This is a genomic window from Methylobacterium sp. P5_C11, from assembly GCF_054049775.1.
Genome location: NZ_JBFULS010000043.1, coordinates 15866 through 41253, shown reverse-complemented (window position 1 = coordinate 41253; position 25388 = coordinate 15866). Strand labels below are relative to the sequence as shown.

General features: G+C 71.8%; 20 protein-coding genes. 12 read left to right on the top strand and 8 right to left on the bottom strand.

Annotated features, from left to right (window positions below; genetic code table 11):
• Positions 1–122: 122 nt before the first annotated feature.
• Positions 123–1253, top strand: coding sequence for a DUF2336 domain-containing protein (locus tag ACXJKQ_RS20020; RefSeq protein ID WP_457107472.1), 1131 nt, complete (start codon positions 123–125; stop codon positions 1251–1253).
• Positions 1254–1264: 11 nt separating this feature from the next.
• Here ACXJKQ_RS20020 and ACXJKQ_RS20015 read toward each other — a convergent pair whose 3' ends face one another.
• Entirely contained in the window at positions 1265–1582 is a 318-nt protein-coding gene (locus ACXJKQ_RS20015; RefSeq protein WP_457107471.1) for a hypothetical protein, read from the bottom strand.
• Positions 1583–1835: 253 nt separating this feature from the next.
• Here ACXJKQ_RS20015 and ACXJKQ_RS20010 point away from each other — a divergent pair, with 253 nt between their 5' ends.
• Both ACXJKQ_RS20010 and ACXJKQ_RS20005 read left to right on the top strand, forming a co-directional pair.
• Complete coding sequence (locus ACXJKQ_RS20010; protein WP_457107470.1) at positions 1836–3725, top strand: sensor histidine kinase; 1890 nt, start codon at positions 1836–1838, stop codon at positions 3723–3725.
• A gap of 27 nt (positions 3726–3752) precedes the next feature.
• Complete coding sequence (locus ACXJKQ_RS20005; protein WP_457107483.1) at positions 3753–4460, top strand: peptidoglycan-binding domain-containing protein; 708 nt, start codon at positions 3753–3755, stop codon at positions 4458–4460.
• A gap of 99 nt (positions 4461–4559) precedes the next feature.
• Here the strand turns inward: ACXJKQ_RS20005 and ACXJKQ_RS20000 are convergent, their stop codons facing one another.
• On the bottom strand, positions 4560–4850 hold the full coding sequence (locus tag ACXJKQ_RS20000) for a hypothetical protein (RefSeq protein ID WP_457107469.1): 291 nt from the start codon (positions 4848–4850) through the stop codon (positions 4560–4562).
• A 315-nt stretch (positions 4851–5165) separates the two neighbouring features.
• Between ACXJKQ_RS20000 and ACXJKQ_RS19995 the strand changes: the two genes are divergently transcribed.
• Complete coding sequence (locus ACXJKQ_RS19995; RefSeq protein WP_457107482.1) at positions 5166–5504, top strand: DUF1491 family protein; 339 nt, start codon at positions 5166–5168, stop codon at positions 5502–5504.
• A gap of 163 nt (positions 5505–5667) precedes the next feature.
• Here the strand turns inward: ACXJKQ_RS19995 and ACXJKQ_RS19990 are convergent, their stop codons facing one another.
• From ACXJKQ_RS19990 to ACXJKQ_RS19970, 5 genes are all read right to left on the bottom strand, one after another.
• A complete protein-coding gene (locus ACXJKQ_RS19990) occupies positions 5668–6717 on the bottom strand; it encodes a ketopantoate reductase family protein (RefSeq protein WP_457107468.1) in 1050 nt (349 codons plus the stop codon).
• Between the two features lie 183 nt (positions 6718–6900).
• Positions 6901–7884, bottom strand: a complete 984-nt coding sequence (gene dgcA / locus ACXJKQ_RS19985; protein ID WP_457107467.1) for an N-acetyl-D-Glu racemase DgcA — start codon at positions 7882–7884, stop codon at positions 6901–6903.
• A gap of 1 nt (position 7885) precedes the next feature.
• Positions 7886–8899, bottom strand: a complete 1014-nt coding sequence (gene dgcN / locus ACXJKQ_RS19980) for an N-acetyltransferase DgcN (protein WP_457107466.1) — start codon at positions 8897–8899, stop codon at positions 7886–7888.
• 279 nt (positions 8900–9178) lie between these two features.
• Positions 9179–9730 (bottom strand): GNAT family N-acetyltransferase, encoded by a 552-nt coding sequence (locus ACXJKQ_RS19975; protein ID WP_457107465.1) that lies wholly within the window; start codon positions 9728–9730, stop codon positions 9179–9181.
• Between the two features lie 131 nt (positions 9731–9861).
• On the bottom strand, positions 9862–11028 hold the full coding sequence (locus ACXJKQ_RS19970; RefSeq protein WP_457107464.1) for a type III PLP-dependent enzyme: 1167 nt from the start codon (positions 11026–11028) through the stop codon (positions 9862–9864).
• 717 nt (positions 11029–11745) lie between these two features.
• Here ACXJKQ_RS19970 and ACXJKQ_RS19965 point away from each other — a divergent pair.
• The 7 genes from ACXJKQ_RS19965 (at position 11746) to ACXJKQ_RS19935 (ending at position 24273) form a co-directional block, all read left to right on the top strand.
• On the top strand, positions 11746–12252 hold the full coding sequence (locus ACXJKQ_RS19965) for a GNAT family N-acetyltransferase (protein ID WP_457107463.1): 507 nt from the start codon (positions 11746–11748) through the stop codon (positions 12250–12252).
• Between the two features lie 430 nt (positions 12253–12682).
• Entirely contained in the window at positions 12683–14782 is a 2100-nt protein-coding gene (locus tag ACXJKQ_RS19960) for a methyl-accepting chemotaxis protein (RefSeq protein ID WP_457107462.1), read from the top strand.
• A 125-nt stretch (positions 14783–14907) separates the two neighbouring features.
• The gene (locus tag ACXJKQ_RS19955) at positions 14908–16350 is read left to right on the top strand and encodes a lipopolysaccharide biosynthesis protein (protein ID WP_457107461.1); all 1443 of its coding nucleotides are present in this window, start codon (positions 14908–14910) and stop codon (positions 16348–16350) included.
• 131 nt (positions 16351–16481) lie between these two features.
• Complete coding sequence (locus ACXJKQ_RS19950) at positions 16482–17669, top strand: FAD-binding protein (protein ID WP_457107460.1); 1188 nt, start codon at positions 16482–16484, stop codon at positions 17667–17669.
• A 146-nt stretch (positions 17670–17815) separates the two neighbouring features.
• Positions 17816–19144: a glycolate oxidase subunit GlcF gene (gene glcF, locus ACXJKQ_RS19945; RefSeq protein WP_457107459.1), complete on the top strand. Its 1329-nt coding sequence runs from the start codon at positions 17816–17818 to the stop codon at positions 19142–19144.
• 696 nt (positions 19145–19840) lie between these two features.
• Positions 19841–22858: an Rne/Rng family ribonuclease gene (locus tag ACXJKQ_RS19940; RefSeq protein WP_457107458.1), complete on the top strand. Its 3018-nt coding sequence runs from the start codon at positions 19841–19843 to the stop codon at positions 22856–22858.
• Between the two features lie 221 nt (positions 22859–23079).
• The gene (locus tag ACXJKQ_RS19935) at positions 23080–24273 is read left to right on the top strand and encodes a methyl-accepting chemotaxis protein (RefSeq protein ID WP_457107457.1); all 1194 of its coding nucleotides are present in this window, start codon (positions 23080–23082) and stop codon (positions 24271–24273) included.
• 25 nt (positions 24274–24298) lie between these two features.
• On the opposite strand, the gene uraD is transcribed toward ACXJKQ_RS19935, so the two are convergent.
• On the bottom strand, positions 24299–24808 hold the full coding sequence (uraD, locus tag ACXJKQ_RS19930; protein WP_457107456.1) for a 2-oxo-4-hydroxy-4-carboxy-5-ureidoimidazoline decarboxylase: 510 nt from the start codon (positions 24806–24808) through the stop codon (positions 24299–24301).
• A gap of 402 nt (positions 24809–25210) precedes the next feature.
• Between uraD and ACXJKQ_RS19925 the strand changes: the two genes are divergently transcribed.
• The gene (locus ACXJKQ_RS19925; RefSeq protein WP_457107455.1) at positions 25211–25381 is read left to right on the top strand and encodes a DUF3606 domain-containing protein; all 171 of its coding nucleotides are present in this window, start codon (positions 25211–25213) and stop codon (positions 25379–25381) included.
• Positions 25382–25388: the final 7 nt, after the last annotated feature.

The window sequence follows — 25388 nt, the reverse complement described above, 5'->3', positions numbered from 1 at the left end:
CGGAGGCGGGTGCAGCGCCTCATGATGCAGGACGGCACGGTGCCCGCGGAGGCGGTTTAAAGGTCGATTCACGTCGATGCGGTTAGCGTGGCCTTACTGCAGTCCTGCGTAACCGATCCCCCATGCCCCCATCCGTCGATGCTCCGCCGGACCTGTCCGGGCTCCTCGAACTGTCACGCATCGAGAATCTCGATCTCAAGCCGGTGATCCTCCGGGTGCAAACGGACCTGTTCGTCCGAGCGGCGGCCCGCGACCGGACCGAGATCGAGATCTTCGAATCGCTCGCCTGCGGCTTGATCCCCACGGTGGATGAGGAGACGGCCCGGGTGGTCGCCTGCAAGCTGGCCCCCTGCCCCGAGACGCCGTCGGCGGTGCTGGAGGCGCTCGCCCTGCGCGGCGGCGGCGCCCGCGACGCGGTGGTGGAACTCGCCCCGACCCTGAACCACCGCCTGATTGAGGCGGCCCTCGCCGAAGGGTCCGATATCGCCGCCCGCATCGCCGCCCGCGCCGGGCTGAGCCGCGAGGCTGTGGACGAACTGTCCCGCGAGGGCCGCCCCGAGATCGACCGCGCCCTCGCCGCCAATCTCGGCCACACCCTGCGGGGTTCGGCGCTGGCCCGGCTCGTCGACCGGGGCCGCCGTGCCCCCGATCTCGCCCGGCTCCTCCTGGTCAGGCCCGATGTGTCGGCCGCCGACCTCGTGCCGCTCTACCTGCACGCCGACCCGATGCGCCGGACCGTGATCGGCCGGACCGTGGAGGCGACCGCCGCCCTGCGCCCCTGCCCGCCGGCGCCCCGCGGTCTCGGCGAGACCCTGACCGGCCTGTCCGCCGCCCGCGACGTGCCGGCCTTCATGGCAACGCTGGCCGACGGCCTCGGCCTGCCCCGGGACTTCCTCACCGTGGTCGCCGACCCGAGCGCCCGCTACGACCTGTTGACCCTCGGGCTGCGGGCCGCCGGCCTGCACGAGGAGGAGGCGGTCTACATCTTTCTGACCCTCAACCAGGGCGTGGCGCGCTCGGCCGAACGCGTGGCCGACCTCGTGCGGCTGTTCCGCACCGTGAGCCGGCCGGCCTCTCGGGATCTGATCGCCGCGATCCTCGACCGGCCGCTCGCCGAGCGCGGGCGCAGCGACGGCCACCAGCCGCTGCACGGTCCGGAGGCGAAGCTGCGCCAGGGCGCCGAGCGCGTCGCCGGACAGCGGGCGCCACAACCGGTGCGAGCCCGCGCGGCGGGCGGCGGGGAGCCGGGCTGACCCGCCGGCGGTCAGCGGGGATCGATGCGCGGTTCGAACTGCGGATCGGCGCCCCGCCAGGCGGGCTGCCGATCGGTCTCCTGCAGGGTATCGTTCGAGGCCGGCCCCTCCGCGGCGCGGCGACTGAGTTCCGCCATCAGGCCGCGGGCCAGGACGGCGCGCACGGCCCGCTCGCGGGTCTCGGCCGGAACCGCGTCGAGGGCTGCCTGGGGGCTCGGCACCGCGCCCGCGAGCCTGCGGGCCTCGGCGGCGGGATCCGCACCGGTACGGATCAACGCGAAGTAGGAGAGCACGCCGATCACCAGCGCGGCGCGCAGCAGGACGGTCATCAGACGGTTCCTCCGCTCGATGTCGAGCAAAAGCATTCGACCGATTTGGTGAACCGGGCCTCAACCGGCCCGGGCTTTCCCGCACGATGGTGAATGAAACTTGTTCGCAATCGGCTGGTTACCTCGCGGAAAGCATCTCGATCATTCGAAGAAGTCACGCAACACTCGTTTAAGCCGGCTCTGCGACCGTCCGGAAGTCGTTCGAAGTCGAACCGGAGGCGCGATCGATGCGGGAACGCATCCGTCGCGGCGTGTGCCAGCCTTGCCCATCAAGAATGTCCTGACGTCCCTGATCGACGATCGGCTTGCGGGTCTCGTCCACGAATCCGTGGCCGACAATGCCGCCGCCCGGTCGCGCCACCAGCGTTTCCTGGTGTCGCGGCTGGCGACCGGCGCCGTGATGATGGTCGGGCTCCCGCCCTACCTGCTCTGGCGCGGGGTCCCGTCGGGCTTCGAGGTCCTGGCGATCGCCAGCCTGCTGCTGCCGGTCCTCGCCGCGGTGCTTCTGGCCCGCACCGGCTCCCTCTGGGTCGCCCATGCGGTTTCGTCGGCGGGCCTCACCGGCCTCGTCATCGCCCTGGCGAGCGTCACCGGCGGCGCCACCTCGCCCGCCGCCGTCTGGCTGGTGGCGATTCCCCTCGAGGCGCTGGTCTCCGGATCGCTCCGGGCGACCATCGCGGCCTCCGTCATGGCGGTCCTGGGCGTGCTGGCCGTGGTCGCCCTCGGCGCCTGGGCCGGCGCCCTGCCGGTCATGGACATCTCGGCAGGGCTCGCCCTTCCGGCCTTCGCGATCACGGCGATCGGCCATGTCGCAGCCCAGGCACTGGAACACATGCGCAACGAGGGCATCTGGCGGGAACGGCTGCGCGACAACGAAGCCCGCGACCGGCTGCTGCTCTCGGCGATCGACGACCTCGTCACCTGGCACGACCGCAACGGCCGCGTGCTGGAGGCCTCCGTCTCCGCGGTGCGGCTGCTCGGCAGCGAGCCGACGCGGCTGCGCGGCCACGGCCTCCTGGAGCGCGTCCACGTGGCCGACCGGCCGGCCTTCCTCAAGGCCGTGAGCGACGTCGCTGAGACCGGGCGGCCTGCGACCCTGCCGCTTCGTCTGCATGTCGAGCACGAGGCCGGCCGGGCCGACGGGGCGAGCCTGATCCATGCCGAGATGCGCGCCCACCGGATCGAGCATGGGCCGCACGAGGCCGCCATGGCGGTGGTGGCGGTCACCCGCGACATGACCGAGCATCACCGGCATGCCGAGGAGCTGGAGCGCGCCCGCGCCGAGGCCGAGCGGGCCGACGCGATCAAGGGCCGGTTCCTGGCCAACGTCACCCACGAGCTGCGCACGCCGCTCAACGCGATCATCGGGTTCTCGGAGGTCCTGGCGGGTGAAGGTGTGGCCAGCCTCGGCCGGGACCAGGCGCGGGAATATGCCGGCATCATCGGCGCCTCCGGCCATCACCTGCTCGGTGTCGTCAACACGCTGCTCGACATGAGCCGGATCCAGAGCGGCAACTTCGACTGCGCCCCCGAAACCTTCGACATCGCCGGCCTGCTTCAGGCCTGCTGCGACCTGATGCACCTGAAGGCCGAGGAGGCCGGCATCGTCCTCACCGCCGCCCCGTCGGGGCCGGTCGAGCTGACCGCCGATCCCGCCGCCTGCCGGCAGGTGCTGATCAACCTCATCTCGAATGCCGTGAAGTTCACCCCGCGGGGGGGACGGGTCGACCTCTCCCTGCGCCGCGGCGCGGACAGCCTGGACATCGTCGTCGCCGATACCGGCGTCGGCATCGGCGCGGAGGATCTGCCCAAGCTTGGCACGCCGTTCTTCCAGGCCGGCGGCGGCGGCTACAAGCGCCCCCACGAGGGGACCGGCCTCGGGCTCTCGGTGGTTCAGGGCTTGGTCGGCCTGCACGGCGGCGCCCTGCTGATCGAGAGCGCGCCGCAGGCCGGGACCGTCGTGACCGTGACCCTGCCCGTCGCTGGGCGGATCCCGGCGGCGGCCCAAGGCCCCGCCCCGATCCGCACGGCCGTGCGGGGCGCCCCGGTGCCCCGCCGGGTAGTGCGCCTGCCGCTCGGCCTGTTCGACGCTGAGCCGAGTGCCGCGACCCCGGCCGACCGGGTCCTGCGCCGCACCGGCTGAGCCCCAGATCCCCCGGAAGGAGACATGATGTCAGGCTACCGCGAGATCACCGTACCGGGCGAAGTCGGCCGAGCGCGCCGACCCGCGCCGCGTCGCGCCGCCGCCCCGGGCGACTGGCGCGGCGTCCTCGTCGGTGCGCTGAAGGCGTCGGGCGCCACCTGCCGGACCAGCCCGGGCACCGTCCTGGGCAGCCTCGTCGCCCTGGGCGCCGCGGGCTTCGTCTGCGTCAACGCCCTCAGCTATCAGGCCGGGCGCCACCCGGCGCCGATCCTGCCCAAGCTCGCCCAGAAGGCCCCCGCCCCCCGCGCGGCGGCGGCGCCCGCTAAGGAGCCCGTGAAAGAGGCAGCCCGGGATCCTGTTCGCGTCATCGAGGCCGACCGCGCCGCCGCGCCGACGCCCGCCAAGCCGGCGGCCCGGGATGCGATCGGCGAGCTGATCCGGTCCGAGGAGACCACCGCCTCGGTCACCCCGAAGGCGTCCCCCGCCCGCGCGGCTGCCAAGCCAGCTCCGAAGGAGCCCGCGAAGGCGGCCAAGCCCGAAACCGACGGCGATCCGGTGCTGCAGGTGCAGAAGGCGCTGTCGAAGCTCGGCTACGCGGTGAAGCCCGACGGCGCGATGGGTCCGGGCACCCGCGCGGCGATCGAGAAGTTCGAGCGCAGCGCCAAGCTGCCGGTCACCGGCGAGGCGACGGGCCGGACCCTGCGCGCGCTGATCGCCCGGGCGGGCCACGGCTAGCGCGCTCGGGCGGATGGCACGCGCTTTCCGCGTCCGGCGCGACACCCGCGCCGGCGTGGCGCGGGTGCGGCTCATCGGGGGCGCTCGGCGGCGCAGCCCTCAGTATTGCGTGCCGGTGAACCGGCAGATCGTCTTGCAGCGCGGACCGCCATTGCCCTGCCAGGACTTCGCGTGGCCGATCGATCCGGTCATGTCCTGCGTGGGATTACCGCCGGGCCGATGCACGACGATGTTGCAGCGATCGCTGGGCGTCCGCTGGTAGCGCGGGCAGGGCGCGGAGTCGCGGTTGCCCAGCCAATCCATGAGCGTCTCCGAACGGGCGTGGGCCGAGGGCGCAACACCGCACAGGCCGGCGACGATCAACGTCGCAAGCGAGGTCATTCTCCACATCGGAGTGCTCCTTAAATCATCGTGACATGCGAATTCGGGCGCCCTTTGCTCAGTTAATCAGCAAACAATACTATAGATGTGCGACACAACACATCGATAAACTATTTTTTAATCCCAAAAAATACTGGATTTTCCAGTGGAATATTTCGCGTACTGAACCGTTGCTTCAGAACGGGGCGATGTCGCGCGCCCGAGGTTGCTCGCGCGGGCGCTTTCGCGCATGGCGGAGGCCGCGCCGCTCCGAACCCGCGGGGTTCACGGTCCGACCGCCGCGTCGGACTGCCCATGCTGCCGCGAGCCGAGGGCCACAGACGCATGCGCCTGCGCTCCGATTTCTGGGTCTCGGCCCATCTGCGGCGGCTGGATGTCGAGGGCGTCCCGGCCGTCCTGCGCCGGCGCGGGTCCGCGGAGGCGGGCGCAATCTTCGTGAAGGTCGATCGCCTTGACGGCAGAGCCGACCTCTACGGGCCGGCGCCGCAGGCCCTGTTCGAGGCCGAGGAGAGCGGCGACCGCCGCTTCACCGCCATCGTCACCGGCGGGAGCCCCCTCGACGTCGAGGAGCGGCTGACCAAGGAGATCCGGTTCGATTCCGATCTCTGGATCATCGAGATCGACGACCGCCAGGGGCGGCACTTCCTCGACTTGGCCGAGTGATCTGAAGACCTGCCGACCGTCCCTGCGCGCGCCGCGCAGCAAAGCGGGGCGCCGCCGCGACGGGTGCCGTCGCGCGAGCCGGGATCACTCGGCTGCGCGCGTGACGACAGAGTGGGCGGCGCGACGCCGCGCGGCGTCGCGCCCGAGCGACGGCGAGGTGCCGTCAGCCCTCGATGATGCGCTCGTCGAGCTTGCGGTCGACGGTCTCGACGGTGCGGTCGATCTCGGCGTTCGGATCGCCGAGCTGATGCGAGATCAGCTTCACCAGCAGGTCGACGCGCTCGATGTAGGGCGCGCCGTTCGCCACCGCGCGCGCCGCCGAGGACGGCTTCAGAAGGCTCTCGGCGGCCTTGGCGTATTTCTCGAACGGCACTTGATCGGCCGGGTCGGCGCCGAGCTTCCGGGCGATCCCGTCGACGTGATCGTAGATCGCCCGCGAGCGGGCCAGGTCGCCGTGGACGGCGTCGTGGATCGATTGCGGCTGGCCGGGCGTGATGCAGCGGTAATTGCCGGTCAGCAGCATCGACCACTTGGCCAGCGGCACGAACAGCGAGTCGAACACCTTGAGCTTCACCGGCACGTCGTGCCCGTCGAGGCGCACGGCGTCGATGTCGGCCTCCAGCTCCCGGAGCAGCCGGTTGTGCGCCTCGTCCGCGAAGGTCGCGGCCTTGAAGTTGGTCGGCAGGCCGACATGGAGGACGTTCGCCTCCTCCTCCGGCGGCCGGAAGGCCTGCGGATCGGGGGAGCAGAGCGACACCAGCCCCGGCTCGAACCGGTCCCAGACGCCGGCATTGGTGTAGGCGTCCTCGAGGTCCATGGCGGCGAGCGCCGGGATCCGCTTGAGGTAGGGGAGCGGCGGCATGTTCATGATCGACAGGCACGGCAGCCTGGCCGCCGCGATCTTGATCATGAGGACGCGGATCGTGTGGTTGTTGTACTGCGGCTCCTGCATGGCGAGGCCGACAAGGTCATAGCGCGACACGTCGACGTCTTCCGGCGGCATGGCGTCGACCTTGCCGGGCAGGTCGCGCGAGTGGATCGCGCGGTGCTCCTTCTCGTCGCGGAGCTTGATGCGGACCTCGGTCCCCTCGCGGTTGATCAGGTCGGCAGTCTTCCTGCGGCAGACCAGGGTCACGTTGTGACCGGCCATCAGGAGCTTGGTCCCCAGGAGCGAGCCGTAGGAGGCCCCCAGGATCAGGATGTTTCTGGCCACGTCGTTCCTCCCCAGCATTGAAGACTGCTGTTGTGTTGTCTGGCTGGTGGGAACGGCGCGTGCACGCCACAGCCCCCATCGCACCGCCGATGGATGGCAGCCGGGCGGGAGGAACGCAAGCCTTCTGGTATACCTAATCCCAAACCGCTTGTGACGCCCCGCCGGTGACAGGCGGGGCGAATCCTATCCCCACAGCTCCGGCGTGGGCGGGTGCATCAGGCTGCCCTCGTAGCGGAGGGGTTGCTCGCGGTCGCGAGCCAGCAGCAGCGGCCCGTCGAGATCGACGAAATCGGCTCCCTCGGCGAGGAGCGCCGCCGGCGCCATGCCGAGCGAGGTGCCGAGCATGCAGCCGACCATGATCGACAACCCCCGCGCCTTCGCCTCGCGGGCGAGGAGCGTCGCCTCGGTCAGGCCGCCGGTCTTGTCGAGCTTGATGTTGATCGCGTCGTAGCGCCCGGCGAGCGCGTCGAGGCCGGCGCGGTCGTGCAGGCTCTCGTCGGCGCAAACCGGCACCGGATGCGCGATTTCGGCGAGCAGGGCATCGGCGTCGGCCGGCAGCGGCTGCTCGATCAGCGCGACGCCGGCCGTCAGGCAGGCCGCGAGGTTGGCCTCCACATTTGCCGGCCGCCACGCCTCGTTGGCATCGACGATCAGCCGGGATTCCGGCGCGGCGGCCCGGACGGCGGCGATGCGCTCCGGATCTCCGTCCCCGCCGAGCTTGACCTTGAGCAGTGGCCGATGGGCCGCCTTTCGGGCGGCCTCACCCATGCTTTCGCGGGTGCCGAGGCTCAGCGTGTAGGCGGTGATGACCGGTCGCGGCGCCGGCAGCCCGGCGATGGCCCAGGCGGGGCGGCCCTGGAGCTTCGCCTCGAGGTCGAACAGCGCGCAGTCGAGGGCGTTGCGCGCCGCGCCCGCCTTCATGCGCTCCATCAGATCCGCGCGGCCGATTCCGGCGGCGATCGCCTCCGCCTGCTCCGCGATCAGGGCGCTGACGCTCTCGACGCTCTCGCCGTAGCGCGGATAGGGCACGCACTCGCCCCGCCCGACGCCGTTCTCGTCGGTGATGGTCGCCACCACGACGGCGATTTCGGTGCGGCTGCCGCGGGAGATCGTGAAGGCGCCGGCGATGGGGAAGCGCTCGACGGCAAGGGTCAGGCGGCGCGCCATGTCAGATCTCCGGGAAGTCGGCGACGATCCGGTCGACCAGCCCGTCGACGCCGAAGCGCACCGGGTCGGTGGCGGGCAGGTCGTGCTCGGCCGCCAGGGTCTCGAGCAGCGCCCGGGCCTCGCCCTCGGCGAGGGCCTGGGTGTTGACCGCGATGCCCACCGGCTTGATCCCCGGATTGGTCAGGCTGCCGAGCTGCACGGTGAGGTCGATGACCTGCCGGATCGTCGGCAGCGGATGCTTCACGCCGCGCATCGTGGTGCGGGTCGGCTCGTGGCAGACCACGAAGGCGTCGGCCTGGGCACCGTGCAGCAGGCCGAGGCTCACCCCCGCGAAGGACGGGTGGTAGAGCGAGCCCTGGCCCTCGATCAGATCCCAGTGGTTGGAGGCGGCGTCCGGCGAGATCGTCTCGACGGCGCCGGAGATGAAGTCGGCCACCACGGCGTCGATCGCGACGCCTCGGCCGGAGATGAACACGCCGGTCTGGCCGGTGGCGCAGAAATCCGCGTCGAGGCCGCGCTCGCGCATGCCGCGCTCCAGGGCCAGCACGGTGTACTTCTTGCCGACGGAGCAGTCTGTGCCCACGGTCAGCAGCCGCCGGCCCGACCGCTTGGTGCCCTTGCCGGTGGGGAAGCGCTCGTCGGTGTGGCGCACGTCGTGGAGCTGGCGGTTGCGCCGCGCGGCGGCCTCCGCGATGGCCGGGACCGCACCGAGCTTGACGTGCAGGCCGCTCGCGACGTCGAGCCCGGCCTCGATCGCCGCGACGATCTCCTTCACCCAGTGGTCCGGCAGAACGCCGCCGGCATTGACGACGCCGATCACCAGGGTCCGGCAGCCCTTCGCCAGGGCCTCGGGCAGGGTCATGTCGGGGATGCCGAGATCGGCGGCGCAGCCGGGCAGGCGCATCTGGCCGACGCACCATTCGGGGCGCCAGTCCTTGATCCCGTAGGCGGTCTTGGCCGCCAGCGTGTCGGGCACGTCGCCCAGGAACATCAGGTAAGGCGTGGCGATCTGCATCGGTCGAGCAACCTTCTCCGGGAGGCCGGCGGATCGTCTATGCGGGATCGCGGGCGCCCGGCGCAATGCACGAGACCGGCCAGGGTCGCGCACGCACCCATCAACGGGCGCAGGCCGGGCCTGCGCCATCCGAGACGGGCGCCCGTCCAACCCTCTCCCTCATCCTGAGGTGTCGGAGCGCAGCGGAGGCCTCCTTCGAAGCCCGCTCACGCGGGTAGCTCAGGATGAGGTCGCGTTTGGGAGAGCCGATCTAACCCCGGCTGCGCGTGATGTCCCCACTCAGGCGGCGTGTCGTCGCGCAACCCCGGCCTCGTTGGCCACCGCGTCCACCGGCGACAGCACGCCGGTCGCCCGGACCATGCCCTCGGCGCCCGCAAGCGCGCCCGGGCGCAGCTCCAGCCCGAGGAAGCGGTCGCGCTCGAACGGCCCCGGCAGGGTCAGGCCCTCCGCGAGCGCGCGCTCGAAGCCGAAGCGGGCGTAGTAGGGCGCGTCGCCGACCAGCAGCACGGCGCCGTGGCCGAGGGATTCCGCCCGGCCGAGGGCCGCCTGCATCATCACCGAGCCGAGCCCCTGGCCCTGGATCGCCGGGTCGACGGCGAGCGGGCCGAGCAGCAGCGCCGGGCGAGCGAGACCGGCCTCGACGTGCCACAGCCGCAGGGTGCCGACGAGGCGCCCCGCCCGGGTCGCCGCGAAGGCGAGGCCGCGGGCCGGCAGCCGGCCCTCGCGCAGGCGCTCCGAGGTCTTGGCGCGTCGGTTGCCGGGAAAGCACGCGTCGAGCAGGCGTTCGCGCGCCGGGACGTCGTGGCCACACTCCGCGCGGATCTCGATCATGGCTGTGCCCTCCCCGGGCCGACAAGCGGGAGAAGCGGTTTTTTCCGACGGACGGCAGAACGCGATCCGTCGATGCGGCAGCGGAAGATGGCTCCCGGCAGCCGAGGGCTGCCGGGAAGTCCTGAGAAGAATCAGATGACGATCTGCTGAAGGGGCGGGAAGCCGTTGAAGGCCACCGCCGCGTAGGTGGTGGTGTAGGCGCCCGCGCCCTCGATCAGCACCTTGTCGCCGATCGAGAGCGAGACCGGCAGCGGGTAGAGCTGCCGCTCGTAGAGCACGTCCACCGAGTCGCAGGTCGGGCCGGCGATGACGCAGGGCTCGGTCGCCTCCCCGTCCCGCGCGGTGCGGATCGGGTAGCGGATCGCCTCGTCCATGGTCTCGGCCAGGCCGCCGAACTTGCCGATGTCGAGATAGACCCAGCGGACCTCGTCGGCCGCGGCGGACTTCTTCGACACCAGCACCACCTCGGCCTCGATCAGGCCGGCATTGCCGACCATGCCGCGGCCCGGCTCGATGATCGTCTCGGGGATCTGGTTGCCGAAATGCTTGGTCAGGCCCCGGAAGATCGCCTCGCCGTAGCTCTCCACGCCCGGCACCGCCTTGAGGTACTGGGTCGGGAAGCCGCCGCCGAGATTGACCATCGACAGGCCGATGCCGCGCTCCGCGCACTCGCGGAAGATCGCCGCCGCGGAGCCCAGCGCCCCGTCCCAGGCCTCGGTGTTGCCCTGCTGCGAGCCGACGTGGAACGAGATGCCGTAGGCCTCGAGCCCCTGGCGATGGGCGTGCTCCAGCACGTCCGCGGCCATCTCGGGCACGCAGCCGAACTTGCGGGACAGCGGCCAGTCGGCGCCCGCGCCGTCGCACAGGATGCGGCAGAACACCCGCACCTCGCCGGCCGGCACGCCCGTCGCGTCGGCGGCCCGGGCGATCTTCTCGACCTCGGCCTGACAGTCCACCGCGAACAGGCGGATGCCGAGCTTCAGCGCGCGGCCGATGCAGCGCTCCTTCTTGATGGTGTTGCCGAAGGAGATCCGGTCGGCGGTGGCGCCGGCGGCCAGCACCATCTCCATCTCGGCGACCGAGGCGGTGTCGAAGCAGGAGCCCATCTCGGCGAGCAGGCGCAGCACCTCGGGGGCCGGGTTCGCCTTCACGGCGTAGAACACCCGGGTGTCCGGCAGGGCGCGCGCGAAGGCGGTGTAGTTGTCGCGCACGACGTCGAGGTCGAGGACCATCACGGGGCCCTCGTCCTGGCCGAGGTCGCGGCGGACGCGCAGGTAGTCACGGATGCGGTCGGTCATTATCGTCTCCCGGCACGGGTTCGCGAGCGCCCTGCGCGGGGCGCGCTGTCGAAGGTGACGGCCAGGACTGGCCGCCGGCGTCAGGGGGCGATGCGTCGCGTGGGCTCACGCGCTTTGGAGACGCGTGCATCCATGCGGGCGCAGAGCACCCGGAAGCTGCCGTGGATTGGAAGGGATGACCCCCACCGCACGCCGGGCAAAGAGAAACAAGCCTCTTCGGTGCCGGCCTGTGGAGGGCCGACGAGACCAAAAAAGCCCGTTCGTCGTTGCTTTAAGCTGCGTCCCCCGTGGAGAGCGGGGTTCGCCGGTTTCGCCTCCGGCTGCCGGTTGTTGTCGGGGTCCGGTGTTGCCACCTGGATGCCGGCCGTAGGGATCCACCCTTGCGACCATCGATCCTTTAAGACCCCTGGCGGCTGTCCGGCAGTTGACCGGATGCCCACCAACCGACACGCGGCCACAGGCACGTGCGAAATTGGGCAGGGGCGATATACGGATACGGAGCCGGCGCGACAAGGGGAATTGCCTTCGGAACGCCCCCTTTTTCCCCCGCCTTCCACACCGCGCGGCCGCCGTTGCAAAAACGACGCATTCCGGCCAAGCCAGCGGTGTCCTGCGGGCTTCCCAAGCGTTGCGGAAGCAGGCATCTGACCGGTGGGCGACGCACTCAGGCGAGCGAACGATGGCCGGGCCGACCAGATCCACCGCGACGGCGCGGGCGTGAGCGCCCCCCTGCGCAACCCGGTCGGCGATGGGCTCCCCGAGCCGACGATCCGCACCGCCACGCTCGCCGATCTCGACGCCCTGGTCGCCCTGGAGCACGCCGCCTTCGCCACGGACCGGGCCGAGCGCCGGGCGATCCGCCACGCGATTCTGTCGCCCACCATGGACGTGTTGGCCGCGCTGATCGAGGCGCTCGACGACGAGCCGAGTCCGCTGCTCGTCGGCGCGGCGGTGCTGGAGCGGCGGCGCGGCAGCCGGATCGCCCGGCTCGCCTCGATCGCGGTGGCGCCGAATCGCGGTGGCCTCGGGCTCGGCGGCAAGCTTCTCGACGGCGCCGAGGCGCAGGCCCGCACCCACGGCTGCGACCGGCTTCGGCTGGAGGTGCGGGCCGACAACGGCGCCGGCATCCGCCTCTATCAGCGCCGGGGCTACAGCCGCTTCGCGGTGCGGGCCGATTATTACGAGGACGGGATGGAGGCGTGGCGCTACGAGCGAAGGCTGTAGGGCGCGCAGGCGCGCGCCGCGTCGGACGTCGCGCGTGGGCTCTGCGGGCAGTCCTGGGGTGAGGCCCCATCGCGCCAGCCGGGGTCCTGCCGAACGCGTCCGGCGTCGCCGCCCCCTCCGTCATCGCTTCGCTCCGCTCGCAGAGACGGGGTTGCCGACCGGACGACCGGATCCAGGCTCGGGCCAGCCCGCATTGCACCGTTCAGCGTTAGCGAACTGGATGCACCACGCCGCCGCGTGCGAAACTGCGTTGAATTCGTCGCTCTATTACTCAGTCTATAATTCCTTTTTTGACAAGTGTAGAATATTATTTCGCAGTTTTACAGATGCATAAATTTTTACCCGACTATTAACTTGAACAATTGCCATTCATTGCCCGGAAAAAACTTATGTCTTAAAAGAAAATATCGAAACCCTGGACTTCCATTCCATGATTCGCTGGCTGGGACGCTTCTCGATCAGGACGTTGCTGTGCCTGGTGATCGTCGTCATGGCCTGCATGGCGCTGGGCAACGCGGTCGCGACCTGCCTCGACGCGCGGGTGCAGGCGACGGCTGCGAGCAGGGCCGTAACATTGGCACAGGCGAGCCAGGGTCTCCTCAGGGCGATCCTGCCGCTGCGGATCGAGCGCGGATCGACGCTCGCCCTCGGGGGAGCGGCGCCCGCGGATGCCAAATCCCTCACGACCATCGCGGCGAGCCGGGAGGCGACGATCGAGAGTTACCGGCGCGCGCAGGGCAGCCTGAACGCTCTGGCCGAGCCGGCGGTGGGCGCGACGCTCGGCCGCCTCAGGGAAGCCCAGGACGCGATGGCGGCCCTCCGCCCCCGCGTCGACGAGGCCCTCAGGCAGCCGAAGGCCCGGCGTGACCCGGCGCTTCTGCCCGCCGCGATGTCCGCCTTCCAGGGTCTGGTGGATGCGCTGACGGCCACGCTGAAGACGGTCGACGCGGCCATTCCCCGGTCCGATCCCGTCCTGCAGCGCTATCTCGCCCTCAAGCAGGCGGCCTGGGAGACGCGCGTCGCCAGCGGCAACGTCGCGGTGCGGGTGCAGGCGTCCCTGGTTGCCGGGACATCGTGGTCCCTGCCCGAGACGGTCGCCGCGGCGGAAGAGCGGGCCGAGCTGATGACCGCGTGGCGGCGCACGACCGAGGCCGCGATCGACGTCTCGGAGACGGTGCGGGCCGCGTTCGAGAGGGCGAAGGCCAGCAATTTCGAGGGCGACTCGAAGGCCATCGCGCAGGCGGTCTTCGACGCGCTCAGCACGCATACGGCCCCGAACCACACGTTCGACGAGCTGCGGCAGCGCAACACCGAGAACCAGCGCTTCCTCGTCGCCCTGAGCGATGCGGCCCTCGACGCGATGGTGGCGCGCGCCGAGACCCTCGCCGACGCGGCGCGGAGCGACGTCGAACGCAGCGTCGCGGCGTTGCTGGCGGTGATCCTGCTGGTGTCGCTCGGCCTGTGGACCCTGTTCGGCGGCGTGCTGCACCCGCTCCGGGCGCTGACGGCGGCGATGCAGGCGCTGGCGGAGGGGGAGGCCTCCGTCACGGTTCCCGCGCGCACCTACCGCAACGAGATCGGCGCGATGGCGCGAGCCGTCCAGGTATTCAAGGACAACCTCATCCGCAGCCGCCGGATCGAAGCCGAAGCCGCCGAGGGCCGGAGGGCGGCCGAGGAGCGGCGCAGGACCGGCCTGCGGGAGATGGCCGAGCGGTTCGAGCGCACGGTCGGCGGCTTCATCGGTCAGGTCTCCGACTCGGCAACCGTCCTGCAGGGCACGGCCCAGACCATGACGGCGACCGCGACACAGACGGCGAGCCAGTCCAGCGCGGTGGCGGCCGCCGCCGAGCAGGCCGCCGCCAACGTCAACACCGTCGCGGCCGCGGCCGAGGAACTCGGCACGTCCGTGGAGGAGATCGGCAGGCAGGTCGAGGGATCGACCAAGCTCGCCCAGGGGGCGGTCTCGGAGGCGGGACAGACGGGCGCCCTGGTCCGGGAGCTGAGCGGCGCGGTGGCGCGGATCGGCGACGTGGTCGGGCTGATCACCGCGATCGCCGGCCAGACCAACCTGCTGGCGCTCAACGCCACGATCGAGGCGGCCCGCGCCGGCGAGGCGGGCCGGGGCTTCGCGGTCGTCGCCACCGAGGTGAAGGACCTGGCCGCGCAGACCGCGAAGGCCACCGAGGAGATCGCCGGCCAGATCGCCGGCATCCAGGGGGTGACCGGCGAGGCCGTTTCGGCGATCGGCACGATCACGGAGCGGATCCGGGAGATCAGCGGGGTGGCGACCTCGATCGCCGCGGCGGTCGAGGAGCAGGGATCGGCCACCCGGGAAATCGTCCGCAACATCGGGCAGGCGGCCGTCGGCACCGGCGCGGTGACCAGCACCATTCTCGGGGTCGCCGGGGCCGCCGGGGAGACCGGCCGGGCGGCCGACGCGGTGCTCGCGGCGGCGTCCGCGCTGTCGCGCCAGTCCGAGCATCTCACGGCAGAAGTCACGCGCTTCCTCGACACCGTCCGCGCCGCCTGACCGGAGGGCTTGGGGCCTCCGGGGCGTCCCCGCCCCGATCTTGCCCGGTTAGGGGAGTCTTACGGCTCCTACGCTACAGCGCGTGGAACGGGCGGGCCGTTTCCGCCGCTCATGAGACGCCGTCCATGGCCGTGATCGCCGCCTTCGTCATCAATGCGGGGCTCAACTTCGCCCTCGGGCTGCTGATCGCGAAGCTCCTGGGACCCGCCGATTTCGGCCGGTTCGCCCTGGCGACCACGGGGGCGATCGTCCTCAACACGGTGCTGTTCGAGTGGCTGCGCCTGTCGGCGACGCGGTTCTACTCGGGCCGCGTGCGCGTCGACGAGCCGTGGATCCGCCACGGACTCGACCGGGCCTATCTGCGTTCCGGCCTGCTGCTCTTGGCCGCCGCCGCCCTGTGCGGCGCCTTCGGCTTCGCCGGCGGGGCGGACGGGCGTGAGGCGGTGCTGTGCGGAACCGGTCTCGCGGCCCTGGGCATCGGCGTGTTCGACTACCACGCGGCCCTCGCCCGGGCGCGGTTCGACGGCAGGCTCTATCTCGGCCTCGTGGCGGTGAAGAACGTCCTGTCCTTCGCCATGATGGCGGCGGCGGCTTGGTGGCTGCCCCAGCCGGCCTGGGTGCTGGCGGCGGCCGGGATCAGCCAGCTCCTTGCGGTGGTGCTGCTGCGCCACCCCCTGCGCGACCCGCGCACGCCCTTCGAGCGGCCGCGCCTTTCGGCGACCTGGCGGGTCTTCGCGCGCTACGGCCTGCCGCTGATCGCCGCCAACACGGCCTATCAGTGCCTCGCCTTCGTCAATCGGGGCGCCATCGCGGGCCATGCCGGCTTTGCCGAGGCCGGCTACTTCGCCCTGGCCGCCGACGTCACGTCGCGTGCGCTGATGACGCTGGGCACCGCCCTGGACCTGCTGCTGTTCCAGCTCGCCGTGCAGGCCGAGGAGCAGAGCGGCCGCGCCGCCGCCGAGGCGCAGGTCGCCGCCAATGCCGGCACCGTGTTCGCGCTGCTGGCGCCCTGCGCGGTCGGCTTCTGGGCGGTGCTGCCGGCGCTCCAGGGGCTGGTGGTGCCGGACGCCTATCGCGGGCCGTTCGAGACCTACAGCACCGTGCTGATGCCGGGCCTGTTCTGCCTGTCCATGATGTTCTACGCCCTCAATCCGGTCTTCCAGATCCGCCGCCGGACCCTGCCGGTGGTCGCCGCCGCCCTGGTGGGCCTCGCGGTCAACGGCGCCGGCCTGCTGGTCCTGCCGGATCGGATGGGCGGGCTCGGCGTCGCGCTGGCGCAGAGTGCGGGTCTTGCCGCCGCCGGATCGTGGCTCGGCTGGCGCGCCCTCATCGGCCCGGAGCGCATCGCGCTGCCCTGGGGTGAGATCGGCGTCGCGGCCCTCGCCTGCGCGGCGATGGGTCTGGCCCTCGCGCCGTTCCGGCACCTGCCGCCCGCCGCCGCGCTGGCGATCCTGGTTCCGGCCGGGATGGCGCTCTACGGAGCGCTCGTCTGGATCTTCGACATCGCCGGCCTGCGTCGTGAGATCCTGGCCCGCCTGCGTCCGGCCCGGACGGCCGCGGCGGAATAGGGCTCACGGCAGGGCCGCTTTCCCGGCGAAACCCGGCCACTGAAACCCCGCGACGCCACCTCCGCTTGAATCCGTCGGCGGTTCCGGCGAAACCGGCCCTGGAACAGGTCCAAAGAACCGGGACGGAAACGATGGGCGCCTACGAGCCCGCCACCGAGGCGGAGGCCGGGGAGATCGTGCGGGCCGCCGCCGGACGCGGCGAGCGGCTGCGGCTTTCCGGCGGCGGCACCGCCGCAGGCCTCGGCCGGCCCGCGCAGGACAGCGCGACGCTCTCCGCGCGGGCGCTGACCGGCGTGACGCTCTATGAGCCCGCCGAGATGGTAGTGGCGGCCCGGGCCGGCACCCCGCTCGCCGAGGTCGAGGCGCTCCTCGCGACCCGGGGCCAGATGCTGCCCTTCGAGCCGATGGATCTGCGCGGCCTCTATGGCAGCACAGGCGAACCGACCCTCGGGGCCGTGGCGGCGATCAACAATGCCGGGCCCCGGCGGATCAATGCCGGGGCGGCCCGGGACAGCCTGATCGGCGTCCGCTTCGTCAATGGGCGGGGCGAGGCGATCAAGTCGGGCGGCCGGGTGATGAAGAACGTCACCGGGCTCGATCTCGTGAAGCTGATGGCCGGCGCCCACGGCACGCTGGGCCTGCTCACGGAGGTCACCTTCAAGGTTCTGCCCGCCTGCGAGCGCGTCGCCACCCTGGTCTTCTCCGGGCTGGACGATGCTCGGGCGGTGACGGCCCTGTCGGAGGCTCTGGGCTCGCCCTTCGAACTCACCGGGGCGGCGTATCTGCCGGCGGGGATCGGCGCCCCGGAGGCGCGGACCCTGATGCGCCTCGAAGGCTTTTCGGATTCCATCGACTACCGCACCGGTGAGCTGCGCCGCCTGCTGAAGCGCTACGGCCAGCCCGCGATCGTGGACGGCGAGGCCGGTACCGCCCTCTGGCGGTCCGTGCGCGATGCTGCCCCCCTGGCCGAGCCCCGGGAGGCCGCCCTCTGGCGGATCTCCACCGCTCCGACCCACGGGCCGGCCCTGGCCGCGGCCATCGCGGCCGAGCGTGACGCGCGCTGGTTCTTCGACTGGGGGGGCGGCCTGATCTGGCTCGCCACCGGCTCGGAGGGCGATGCCGGGGCCGGGACGGTGCGCCGGGCCGTGCAGGCCCAGGGCGGCCACGCCACGCTGGTGCGCGCCCCCGACGCCGTGCGCGCCGCCGTGCCGGTGTTCCAGCCGCTGGCCGAGCCGCTGATGCGGCTCACCGCAGGCATCAAGGCGGCGCACGACCCCGCCGGGCTGCTGAACCCGGGCCGGATGTACGCGGGGCTTTGAATTTCCCGCCCCCTCGCGGGGCGGGGTCAGGGGTGGAGGTGGTTCAGGACCGCGCGCCGCGGTGCCTCCTGCGCCGCCCCCGCCGGGGATCCCGGATCCTCGAACGTCTCCCCGCGAGGGGCGAGGAGAGCAGGCAGGAAGAGACCGTGCAGACCAACTTCGCCCCCGCCCAGCTCGCCGATCCCGCCATGGCGGCCTCGGAAAAAATCCTGCGGACCTGCGTGCATTGCGGCTTCTGCACGGCGACCTGCCCGACCTACCTGCTGCTCGGCGACGAACTCGATTCCCCTCGCGGCCGGATCTACCTCATCAAGGACATGCTGGAGGGCGGCAAGCCGGCCTCGCAGGAGGTGGTCAAGCACGTCGACCGCTGCCTCTCCTGCCTGTCTTGCATGACCACCTGCCCGTCCGGGGTGCACTACATGCACCTCGTCGACCACGCCCGGGCGCATATCGAGAAAACCTACGCGCGGCCGGCCGGAGACCGGTTCCTGCGCGCGGTGCTCGCCCAGGTCCTGCCCTACCCGAACCGCTTCCGCCTCGCCCTGGCGGCGGCGAAGCTCGGCGCCCCGTTCCGGAGCCTGGTGGCCCGGCTGCCGCGGATCGGCAACCGCCTCGCCGCGATGCTCGACCTCGCCCCGGCCGGCATGCCGCCCCGGGAGCCGACCAACCGGCCCGGCCGGTTCCCGCCGCGGGCGATGCAGGCCGCCCGGCGCGTCGCCCTGCTGCGCGGCTGCGCCCAGAGCGTCCTGAGGCCAGACTTCAACGCTGCGGCGATCCGGCTGCTCAACCGGCACGGCATCGAGGTGGTCCATGCCAACGAGGGCTGCTGCGGGGCGCTGACCCACCACATGGGCAAGGAGCATTCGGCCCACGCCCTTGCCAAGCAGACGATCGACGCCTGGGACACCGAGATCGCCAAGGGCCTCGATGCAATCCTGGTGACGGCGTCGGGCTGCGGCACGACCATCAAGGATTACGGCTTCATGTTCCGCGACGACCCCGCCTATGCCGAGAAGGCCCAGCGGGTCTCGAGCCTGGCCAAGGACATCACCGAATACGTGGCCCTGCTGGACCTCGCGCCGGTCGCCGAGAACGACCTCGTGGTGGCCTATCACTCGGCCTGCTCGATGCAGCACGGCCAGGGCATCCGCCTGGAGCCCAAGACCCTGCTCAAGCGCGCCGGCTTCACCGTCAAGGACGTGCCCGAGGGCCACATCTGCTGCGGCTCGGCGGGGACCTACAACATCCTTCAGCCGGAGCTGGCCCTGAAGCTGCGCGCCCGCAAGGTCGCCAACATCGAGCGCGTGCGGCCCGACGTCATCGCCACGGGCAACATCGGCTGCGCCACGCAGATCGGGAAAGGAACCGGCATCCCGATCGTCCATACGGTCGAGCTGCTCGACTGGGCGACCGGCGGCCCGAAGCCGGCGGCGCTCGACGGCGTGGGTCCGCGGCTCGAAGCGGCGGAATAGGGTCCTCTCGACCGGGCCGCGGACCCGTCATCGCGCGCGCCGCGAGCGACCCAGGGACGCCCGACGGCCCGGGTTCGCACGCCACACGGAAGGGCTTCGCGCTGCGCCGAGGAATGGCGGTTCCACCATCGCACCCCGTGACAACCCCGTGACATCTCTTCACGCTTGACCCTTGCCAAATCCGCGCGGCGGTCTGTAATGATGTGGACCCCTCTCCGGTCCCGCCGGTCGCCGCAACGGCCCGCGGACGTGGCCGAATTCCTCGCGAAAACGGTCGCGGTGTCGCGGCGGGCCGTTTCGGTCCGCCTGGCGGTGACGGGTGTCGCCCGTGATCGGGCAGGTGTCGCACGACGCGGCGGAGCTTCTCCGCCGCACCCCAGAATTCACGGCCGGTCCCCCGCCGGTCGAGATTGTTTCGCGAGGTCGGGACCACGATGGACGGACGCACGGCCCAGCAGAGCGCTGCGCGTGCCCCGGAGGCGCAAGAGGTGCGTCACGCCGGTCCGTCCCTCCTCCCGGCCATATTCAACCCCAGGCGCCCCTGGCGCCGAACGGCGGTTGACGGCAATTTCCCCTCGAACCCATCCGCCTCGGCGACGAGGCCGGCTCCCCGCCCGACAGGTTTGACGTCGGGCGAGGCGCCGCCGGGACCACGGGCACGGAGAACGACGTCGGCCGCCATGCCGAGAGTCCGACATGGCCAACAAAATGCTGATCGACGCGATGCACCCGGAGGAGACCCGGGTCGTCACGGTCCAGGGGTCTAGGGTCGAGGAGTTCGACTTCGAGGCCGCCAACCGGCGCCAGCTGCGCGGCAATATCTATCTCGCCAAGGTCACCCGGGTGGAGCCGTCGCTCCAGGCGGCCTTCGTCGAGTATGGCGGCAACCGCCACGGCTTCCTGGCCTTCAACGAGATCCACCCCGACTACTACCAGATCCCCCTGGCCGACCGGCAGGCGCTCCTCGAGGAGGAGGCCCGCGACGCGGAGGAGCACCGCGAGCGCGAAGAGCGCCGTCGCCGCTCGCCCCGCCGCTCCCGCGGCCGCCGGGCCGAGGCCCGCGCCCGTGACACCGACGAGACGGTGAGCGTCGAGGACGCGCACGAGGCCGCCCTGGCGGGCGATCAGTCCGAGATCCCCGCCGAGGCCGGGATCGCCCCCGCCGGCATGCCCGACGCCCTGGCCGACAACCCCGAGGCCGTGCAGGAGGCTCTCGCCTCCGAGATTGAGGCCGGTGACATCGCCGCGGCGCAGAACGAGCCGCTGCCGGCCGCCGACGCCGACGACGAGGCCGGCAGCCTTCCTTCGGCCGAGGCGCAGTCCGAGGCTGCCGCCGAGCCCGAGGTCCGGATCGCCGTGGCGGAGGCTCTGACCGTCGCCGAAGCGCCGGCGGAGAGCGTAGCCGACACCGAGGATGAGTCCGCGCCGGCCGTCGTCAACGACGACGACCCCGACGAGGATGCGGAAGACGAGGCGGACGAGGAGTCCGACGACGACGAGGATGAGGACGAGTCGGAGGACGACGAGGACGAGTCCGACGAGGATGAGGATTCCGACGAGGATTCCGACGATCCCGACGCCGAGCCCCGGATCGCCCAGGTCGGCGGCAACGGCGACGCGCTTGCCGAGATCCCGGAGCGCCCTCGCCACTACCGCCGCCAGTACAAGATCCAGGAGGTGATCAAGCGCCGCCAGATCATCCTGGTGCAGGTGGTCAAGGAGGAGCGCGGCACGAAGGGTGCGGCGCTGACCACCTACCTGTCGCTCGCCGGCCGCTACTCGGTGCTGATGCCCAACACCGGCCGCGGCGGCGGCATCTCGCGGAAGATCACCTCGGCGGCCGATCGCAAGCGCCTCAAGGAGGTCGTGCAGGACCTGGAGGTGCCCGAGGGGATGGGCGTGATCCTGCGCACCGCCGGCGCGTCGCGTTCCAAGCCGGAGATCGCCCGCGACTTCGAATACCTGATGCGCCTCTGGGAGTCGGTCCGCGAGCTGACCCTGACCTCGATGGCGCCCGCGCTGGTCTACGAGGAAGGCTCGCTGATCAAGCGGGCGATCCGCGACCTCTACAACAAGGATCTGGACGAGGTTCTGGTCGCCGGCGATGACGCCTACCGCGAGGCCAAGGACTTCATGCGGATGCTGATGCCCGGCCAGTCCAAGGTCGTGAAGCCCTACCGCGACCCGACGCCGATCTTCGCCCGCTTCGGGGTCGAGCAGCAGCTCGACGCGATGTTCTCCAGCCACGTCTCCCTGAAGTCCGGCGGCTACCTCGTGATCAACCCGACCGAGGCCCTGGTCTCGATCGACGTGAACTCGGGCCGCGCCACCCGCGAGCACGACATCGAGGACACCGCCCTCAAGACGAACCTGGAGGCGGCCGAGGAGGTCGCCCGCCAGCTGCGCCTGCGCGACCTCGCGGGCCTGATCGTCATCGACTTCATCGACATGGAGGAGAAGCGCAACAACCGCGCCGTCGAGAAGAAGCTCAACGAGTGCCTGAAGAACGACCGCGCCCGCATCCAGGTGGGCCGGATCTCGCCCTTCGGCCTGATGGAGATGAGCCGTCAGCGCATCCGCACCGGCGTCCTTGAATCCTCCTCGATCCCCTGTGCCCATTGCGGCGGCTCGGGCTTCGTGCGCGCCACCGCCTCGGTGGCCCTGCACATCCTGCGCTCCATCGAGGAGGCGCTGCTGAAGTCGGCCTCCCACAACCTCGTCCTGCGCACCCGCACCGAGGTCGCCCTCTACATCCTCAACCAGAAGCGCGGGCACCTGCGAGAGCTGGAGGTGCGCTTCGGGGTGACCATCACGATCGCGGCCGACGAGCGACTGGCCGCAACGGCGGCGTTCCAGCTGGACCGCGGCGAGCCGGCACAGCGGGCCGAGGGACCGGTGACGGGCGTGCGCGCCCAGGCGATCTCGCCGACCACGGAGTTCGAGGACGAGGACGAGGAAGCCGACGAGGCCGAGGCCGAGGCCGAGGCGGATGCCGAGGGTGAGCCCGAGGAGGGCCGCGCCGAGACCCGCGAGGACGGATCGCGCGACGAGGGCGATGGCCGCCGCCGCCGCCGGCGCCGCCGCCGGCGCGGGGGTCGCCAGGAGGGCCGTACCGACGAGGAGCGCGGCGAGGACGAGCCCCAGGACGGCGCACGCTCGGAGGAGGATGCCCAGGACGAGGCGTGGGACGGCGAGGAGCCGGCCGGGGCCGAGGCCGCCCCGGTAGAGATCGTCGCGGCGGAGGCCAACGAGGCCGACGAGACCGTGGCGGGCTCCGACGAGGCGTCCCGGGCGGACGACGAGGGCGGACGCCGCCGTCGCCGCGGACGACGTGGCGGGCGCGGGCGCAGCGAAGGCCGCACCCGCGACTCCGCCGACAGGGACGATGCCCCGGAAGCGGTGGGCGACGTGGTCGCGCTGTCGGCCGAGGAGCCGGTAAGCGCGCAGGCGGTCGCCGAGGCGGTGGAGGCGGCCCCGGCAACAGGCAGCGCCGAGACGGCGGTGGACCTGCCGGTGGCCCCGGCGGAGACTGCCGCGCCGGTCGAGGAGCGCGCAGCCGCGCCGGATTGGACCGCATCGCCGGAGGAGGCGCCCGCCCCCGCAGAGCCGAAACCCGAGCCCGTGGCGGTCGTGCTCACGCCGCCTGCCGATCCGGATCGGCCCAAGCGCGCCGGCTGGTGGTCCCGCACCAAGGCGGCTCTCACCGGCGAATGAAGCATTGCGCCCCCTGATAGAACTCTATCAGGGGGCGCAACTTCCCACCGAAGGCGCCCTGCGCAGCGGCGATGCGCTGCAACGCTTGCGAAGAGACTTCAGTATCCTTCACCATTGGTTGAAGATTATGTGTGACCATGCATTCCGATTAGAATGTCGGAGAGGCCCGCATGTTCAGTTTGCGCCGGCAGCGTCAGATTCCTGTCGCGCCAGCAACCCCCGTGACGACGACGGCTCCGGTCGAAGCGTCAGCGGTCGCGCCGGCCGATACGGCCGGGCATTCCGCGCCTGAGGCGGTCTTCGACCGCGAGTGGCTGTCCCTTCTGGCGCGCCTGTCCGCCTCTGCCTCCGATGCCGGCACCTCGATCGGCTGGATGACCCACGACGCCTCCGGAACCGCCGAGCAGGCCCGCCTGATTGCGGCCGCCAGCGAGGAACTGGCCGCGACGACGGGCGAGATCGCCGCCCGTTCCTCCTCGGCGGCCGAGACCGCCGAGACGGCCCGGTCGGGCATCGTGACCTGCGTCGGTGACCTGCATCGGGCCACCGACGGCATGCGCGGGATCGAGGAAGGCACGGAGGAGATCGGCAGCCGGCTCGACAGCTTCTCGACCGCAGCCCTGCGGATCGAGGAGATGGCCGGCACCATCGCGGCGATCTCGGCACAGACCAACCTGCTGGCGCTCAATGCCACCATCGAGGCGGCCCGGGCCGGAGAGGCCGGCCGCGGCTTCGCGGTGGTCGCCGCCGAGGTGAAGACCCTGTCGGCGCAGACCGCGAAGGCGACCGATGAGATCCGGGCGCGGGTCAGCGGCCTTCGCGAGGAGATGGCGGCGATGCAGGCCGCGGTGACGCGCAGCCGCGCCGCCGTCGAGGCCGGCGCCGCCGCGATGGTGCGGGCCAATGCCCGCGTCGAGGCGGAGAGCGGTGCCGTGGCGAATGTCGCCGCGCAGATGCGCGAGGCCTCCGAGATCCTCGGTCAGCAGATGCAGGCCACTGGCGACATCGCCCAGAATGTCGGCCGCATCGCGGAAGGGACCGACAAGGCGCGCCGGGAAATCGGTGACGCCCTGGCGCAGCTTGGACGCATCGAGGATCTCGGGCGGACCCTACTCGACCGTCAGACCGCCGCCACGGCGGAACAGCGCGTGATCCGTCTCTCGGCCGACTGCGCCGCGTGGCGCCGCGCCATCGCGGCGACCCTGGTCGGCATGCGCTCGACCGACACGCCGCCCGAGGGGGTCCCCGCCGACGCGACACGACCGGCCGCCATCGAGGTGCCACTGGCCCAGGCCCGTGAGCAGGGCGCCGCCCTGGTCCGCCACGTGCGCAGCCAAGCCTGGGACCAGGCCACCACGGCGTTCGTCGCGTTCGAGGCGGCCGTCAAGGAAGCCCGGGCGGCGATCGAAGCCTGAGGATCCGCCGCCTCGCCGGGCCGCCTCAAGGCGTGACGAGGCGGTCCAGGCGCATGCGGGTGATCCGGGCAACCTCGTCCAGCGCGGCCGCCTCCTCGACCGCCGGATCCCGGCCGAGCCGGGTCTCGAAGATCGATAGGATCTCGGCCCGCCCCCGGCCGCGCACCGCGATGATGAAGGGGAAGCCGAAGCGCGCCCGATAGGCGGCGTTCAGGCGATCGAAGGCCTCCGCATCGTCCGCGGTCATGCGGTCGAGGCCGGCGCTCCCCTGCTCGCTCGCCGAATCCGCCGTGAGGCTGCGGGCGCGTGCTTCCGGCCCGGCGAGATCCGGATGGCCGTTGAGGAACGCATGGCGAGTCTCGACGGGGGCGGCGCGCAGGGCCGCCATCATCGCCGCGTGCAGGTCCGCGATCCCGGCGAAGGGCCGCCGGGGCCAGGCGGCCCGCGCCACCCAGGGCGCGTGCTCGAAGACGGATCCGAGGAGCGCCTCGAAGGCCGGCGCCTCCAAGCGATTGAGAGCGGCGAGATCGGTCACGGACTCAGCCGATCCGACGGCATGCGCGGCCCCAGGACCGGCGGAAGGCCGCCGACGGCGGGCGCCGGGTCAACGCGGCCGACGGGGCGCGGGGCGTGGGGTCAGAGGGCTTCAAAGGCTGGCTCCTGTCGCAGGGTGTGGCGCGCCGCGCGCGGCAGGCGCGATCTCTCCGCCCGAAGGTCCCCCACGACGCGCGGCGGCGCAAGGCCGGGCCGGGGATCGGACCGGTACTCGTGACGGCGATCGGAGCCTGCCTCATGCAGGTCCCGCCGCGCCTCGCCCTCCCCTCGAGCGGCCCGCATCCCGGCGCGCGACCGGCGGCAACCGAAGGCGTCGACCCCGGTTGTCTTCGCAGACAGCCCGGCACGGCCGAGGCTCACAGCGAACTGGAGCGGGCGCAGCATGTCCACCGAGGCCAGAGGCAAGACGCATATCGATATCTACGATCGCGCCATCCGCGAGGAGTGGGCGCAGCGCTTCGGCGTCAGCGAGGCGCGGCTTCGCAAGGCGGTGACCATGGTGGGGAGCCGGATCACCAGCGTGGCCGCCTATCTCGACAAGCCGGCCTCCTGAGGGCGTC

Bases quoted from the DNA above. Each gene is read 5' to 3' on its own strand.
- ACXJKQ_RS20015 (WP_457107471.1), bottom strand. From the start codon at position 1,582: ATGACCGTCCTGCTGCGCGCCGCGCTGGTGATCGGCGTGCTCTCCTAC.
- ACXJKQ_RS20005 (WP_457107483.1), top strand. From the start codon at position 3,753: ATGTCAGGCTACCGCGAGATCACCGTACCGGGCGAAGTCGGCCGAGCG.
- ACXJKQ_RS19970 (WP_457107464.1), bottom strand. From the start codon at position 11,028: ATGACCGACCGCATCCGTGACTACCTGCGCGTCCGCCGCGACCTCGGC.
- ACXJKQ_RS20000 (WP_457107469.1), bottom strand. From the start codon at position 4,850: ATGTGGAGAATGACCTCGCTTGCGACGTTGATCGTCGCCGGCCTGTGC.
- dgcA (WP_457107467.1), bottom strand. From the start codon at position 7,884: ATGGCGCGCCGCCTGACCCTTGCCGTCGAGCGCTTCCCCATCGCCGGC.
- ACXJKQ_RS19950 (WP_457107460.1), top strand. From the start codon at position 16,482: ATGGGCGCCTACGAGCCCGCCACCGAGGCGGAGGCCGGGGAGATCGTG.
- ACXJKQ_RS19995 (WP_457107482.1), top strand. From the start codon at position 5,166: ATGCGCCTGCGCTCCGATTTCTGGGTCTCGGCCCATCTGCGGCGGCTG.
- dgcN (WP_457107466.1), bottom strand. From the start codon at position 8,899: ATGCAGATCGCCACGCCTTACCTGATGTTCCTGGGCGACGTGCCCGAC.
- ACXJKQ_RS19940 (WP_457107458.1), top strand. From the start codon at position 19,841: ATGGCCAACAAAATGCTGATCGACGCGATGCACCCGGAGGAGACCCGG.
- ACXJKQ_RS19925 (WP_457107455.1), top strand. From the start codon at position 25,211: ATGTCCACCGAGGCCAGAGGCAAGACGCATATCGATATCTACGATCGC.
- ACXJKQ_RS19955 (WP_457107461.1), top strand. From the start codon at position 14,908: ATGGCCGTGATCGCCGCCTTCGTCATCAATGCGGGGCTCAACTTCGCC.
- ACXJKQ_RS20020 (WP_457107472.1), top strand. From the start codon at position 123: ATGCCCCCATCCGTCGATGCTCCGCCGGACCTGTCCGGGCTCCTCGAA.
- ACXJKQ_RS19975 (WP_457107465.1), bottom strand. From the start codon at position 9,730: ATGATCGAGATCCGCGCGGAGTGTGGCCACGACGTCCCGGCGCGCGAA.
- ACXJKQ_RS19960 (WP_457107462.1), top strand. From the start codon at position 12,683: ATGATTCGCTGGCTGGGACGCTTCTCGATCAGGACGTTGCTGTGCCTG.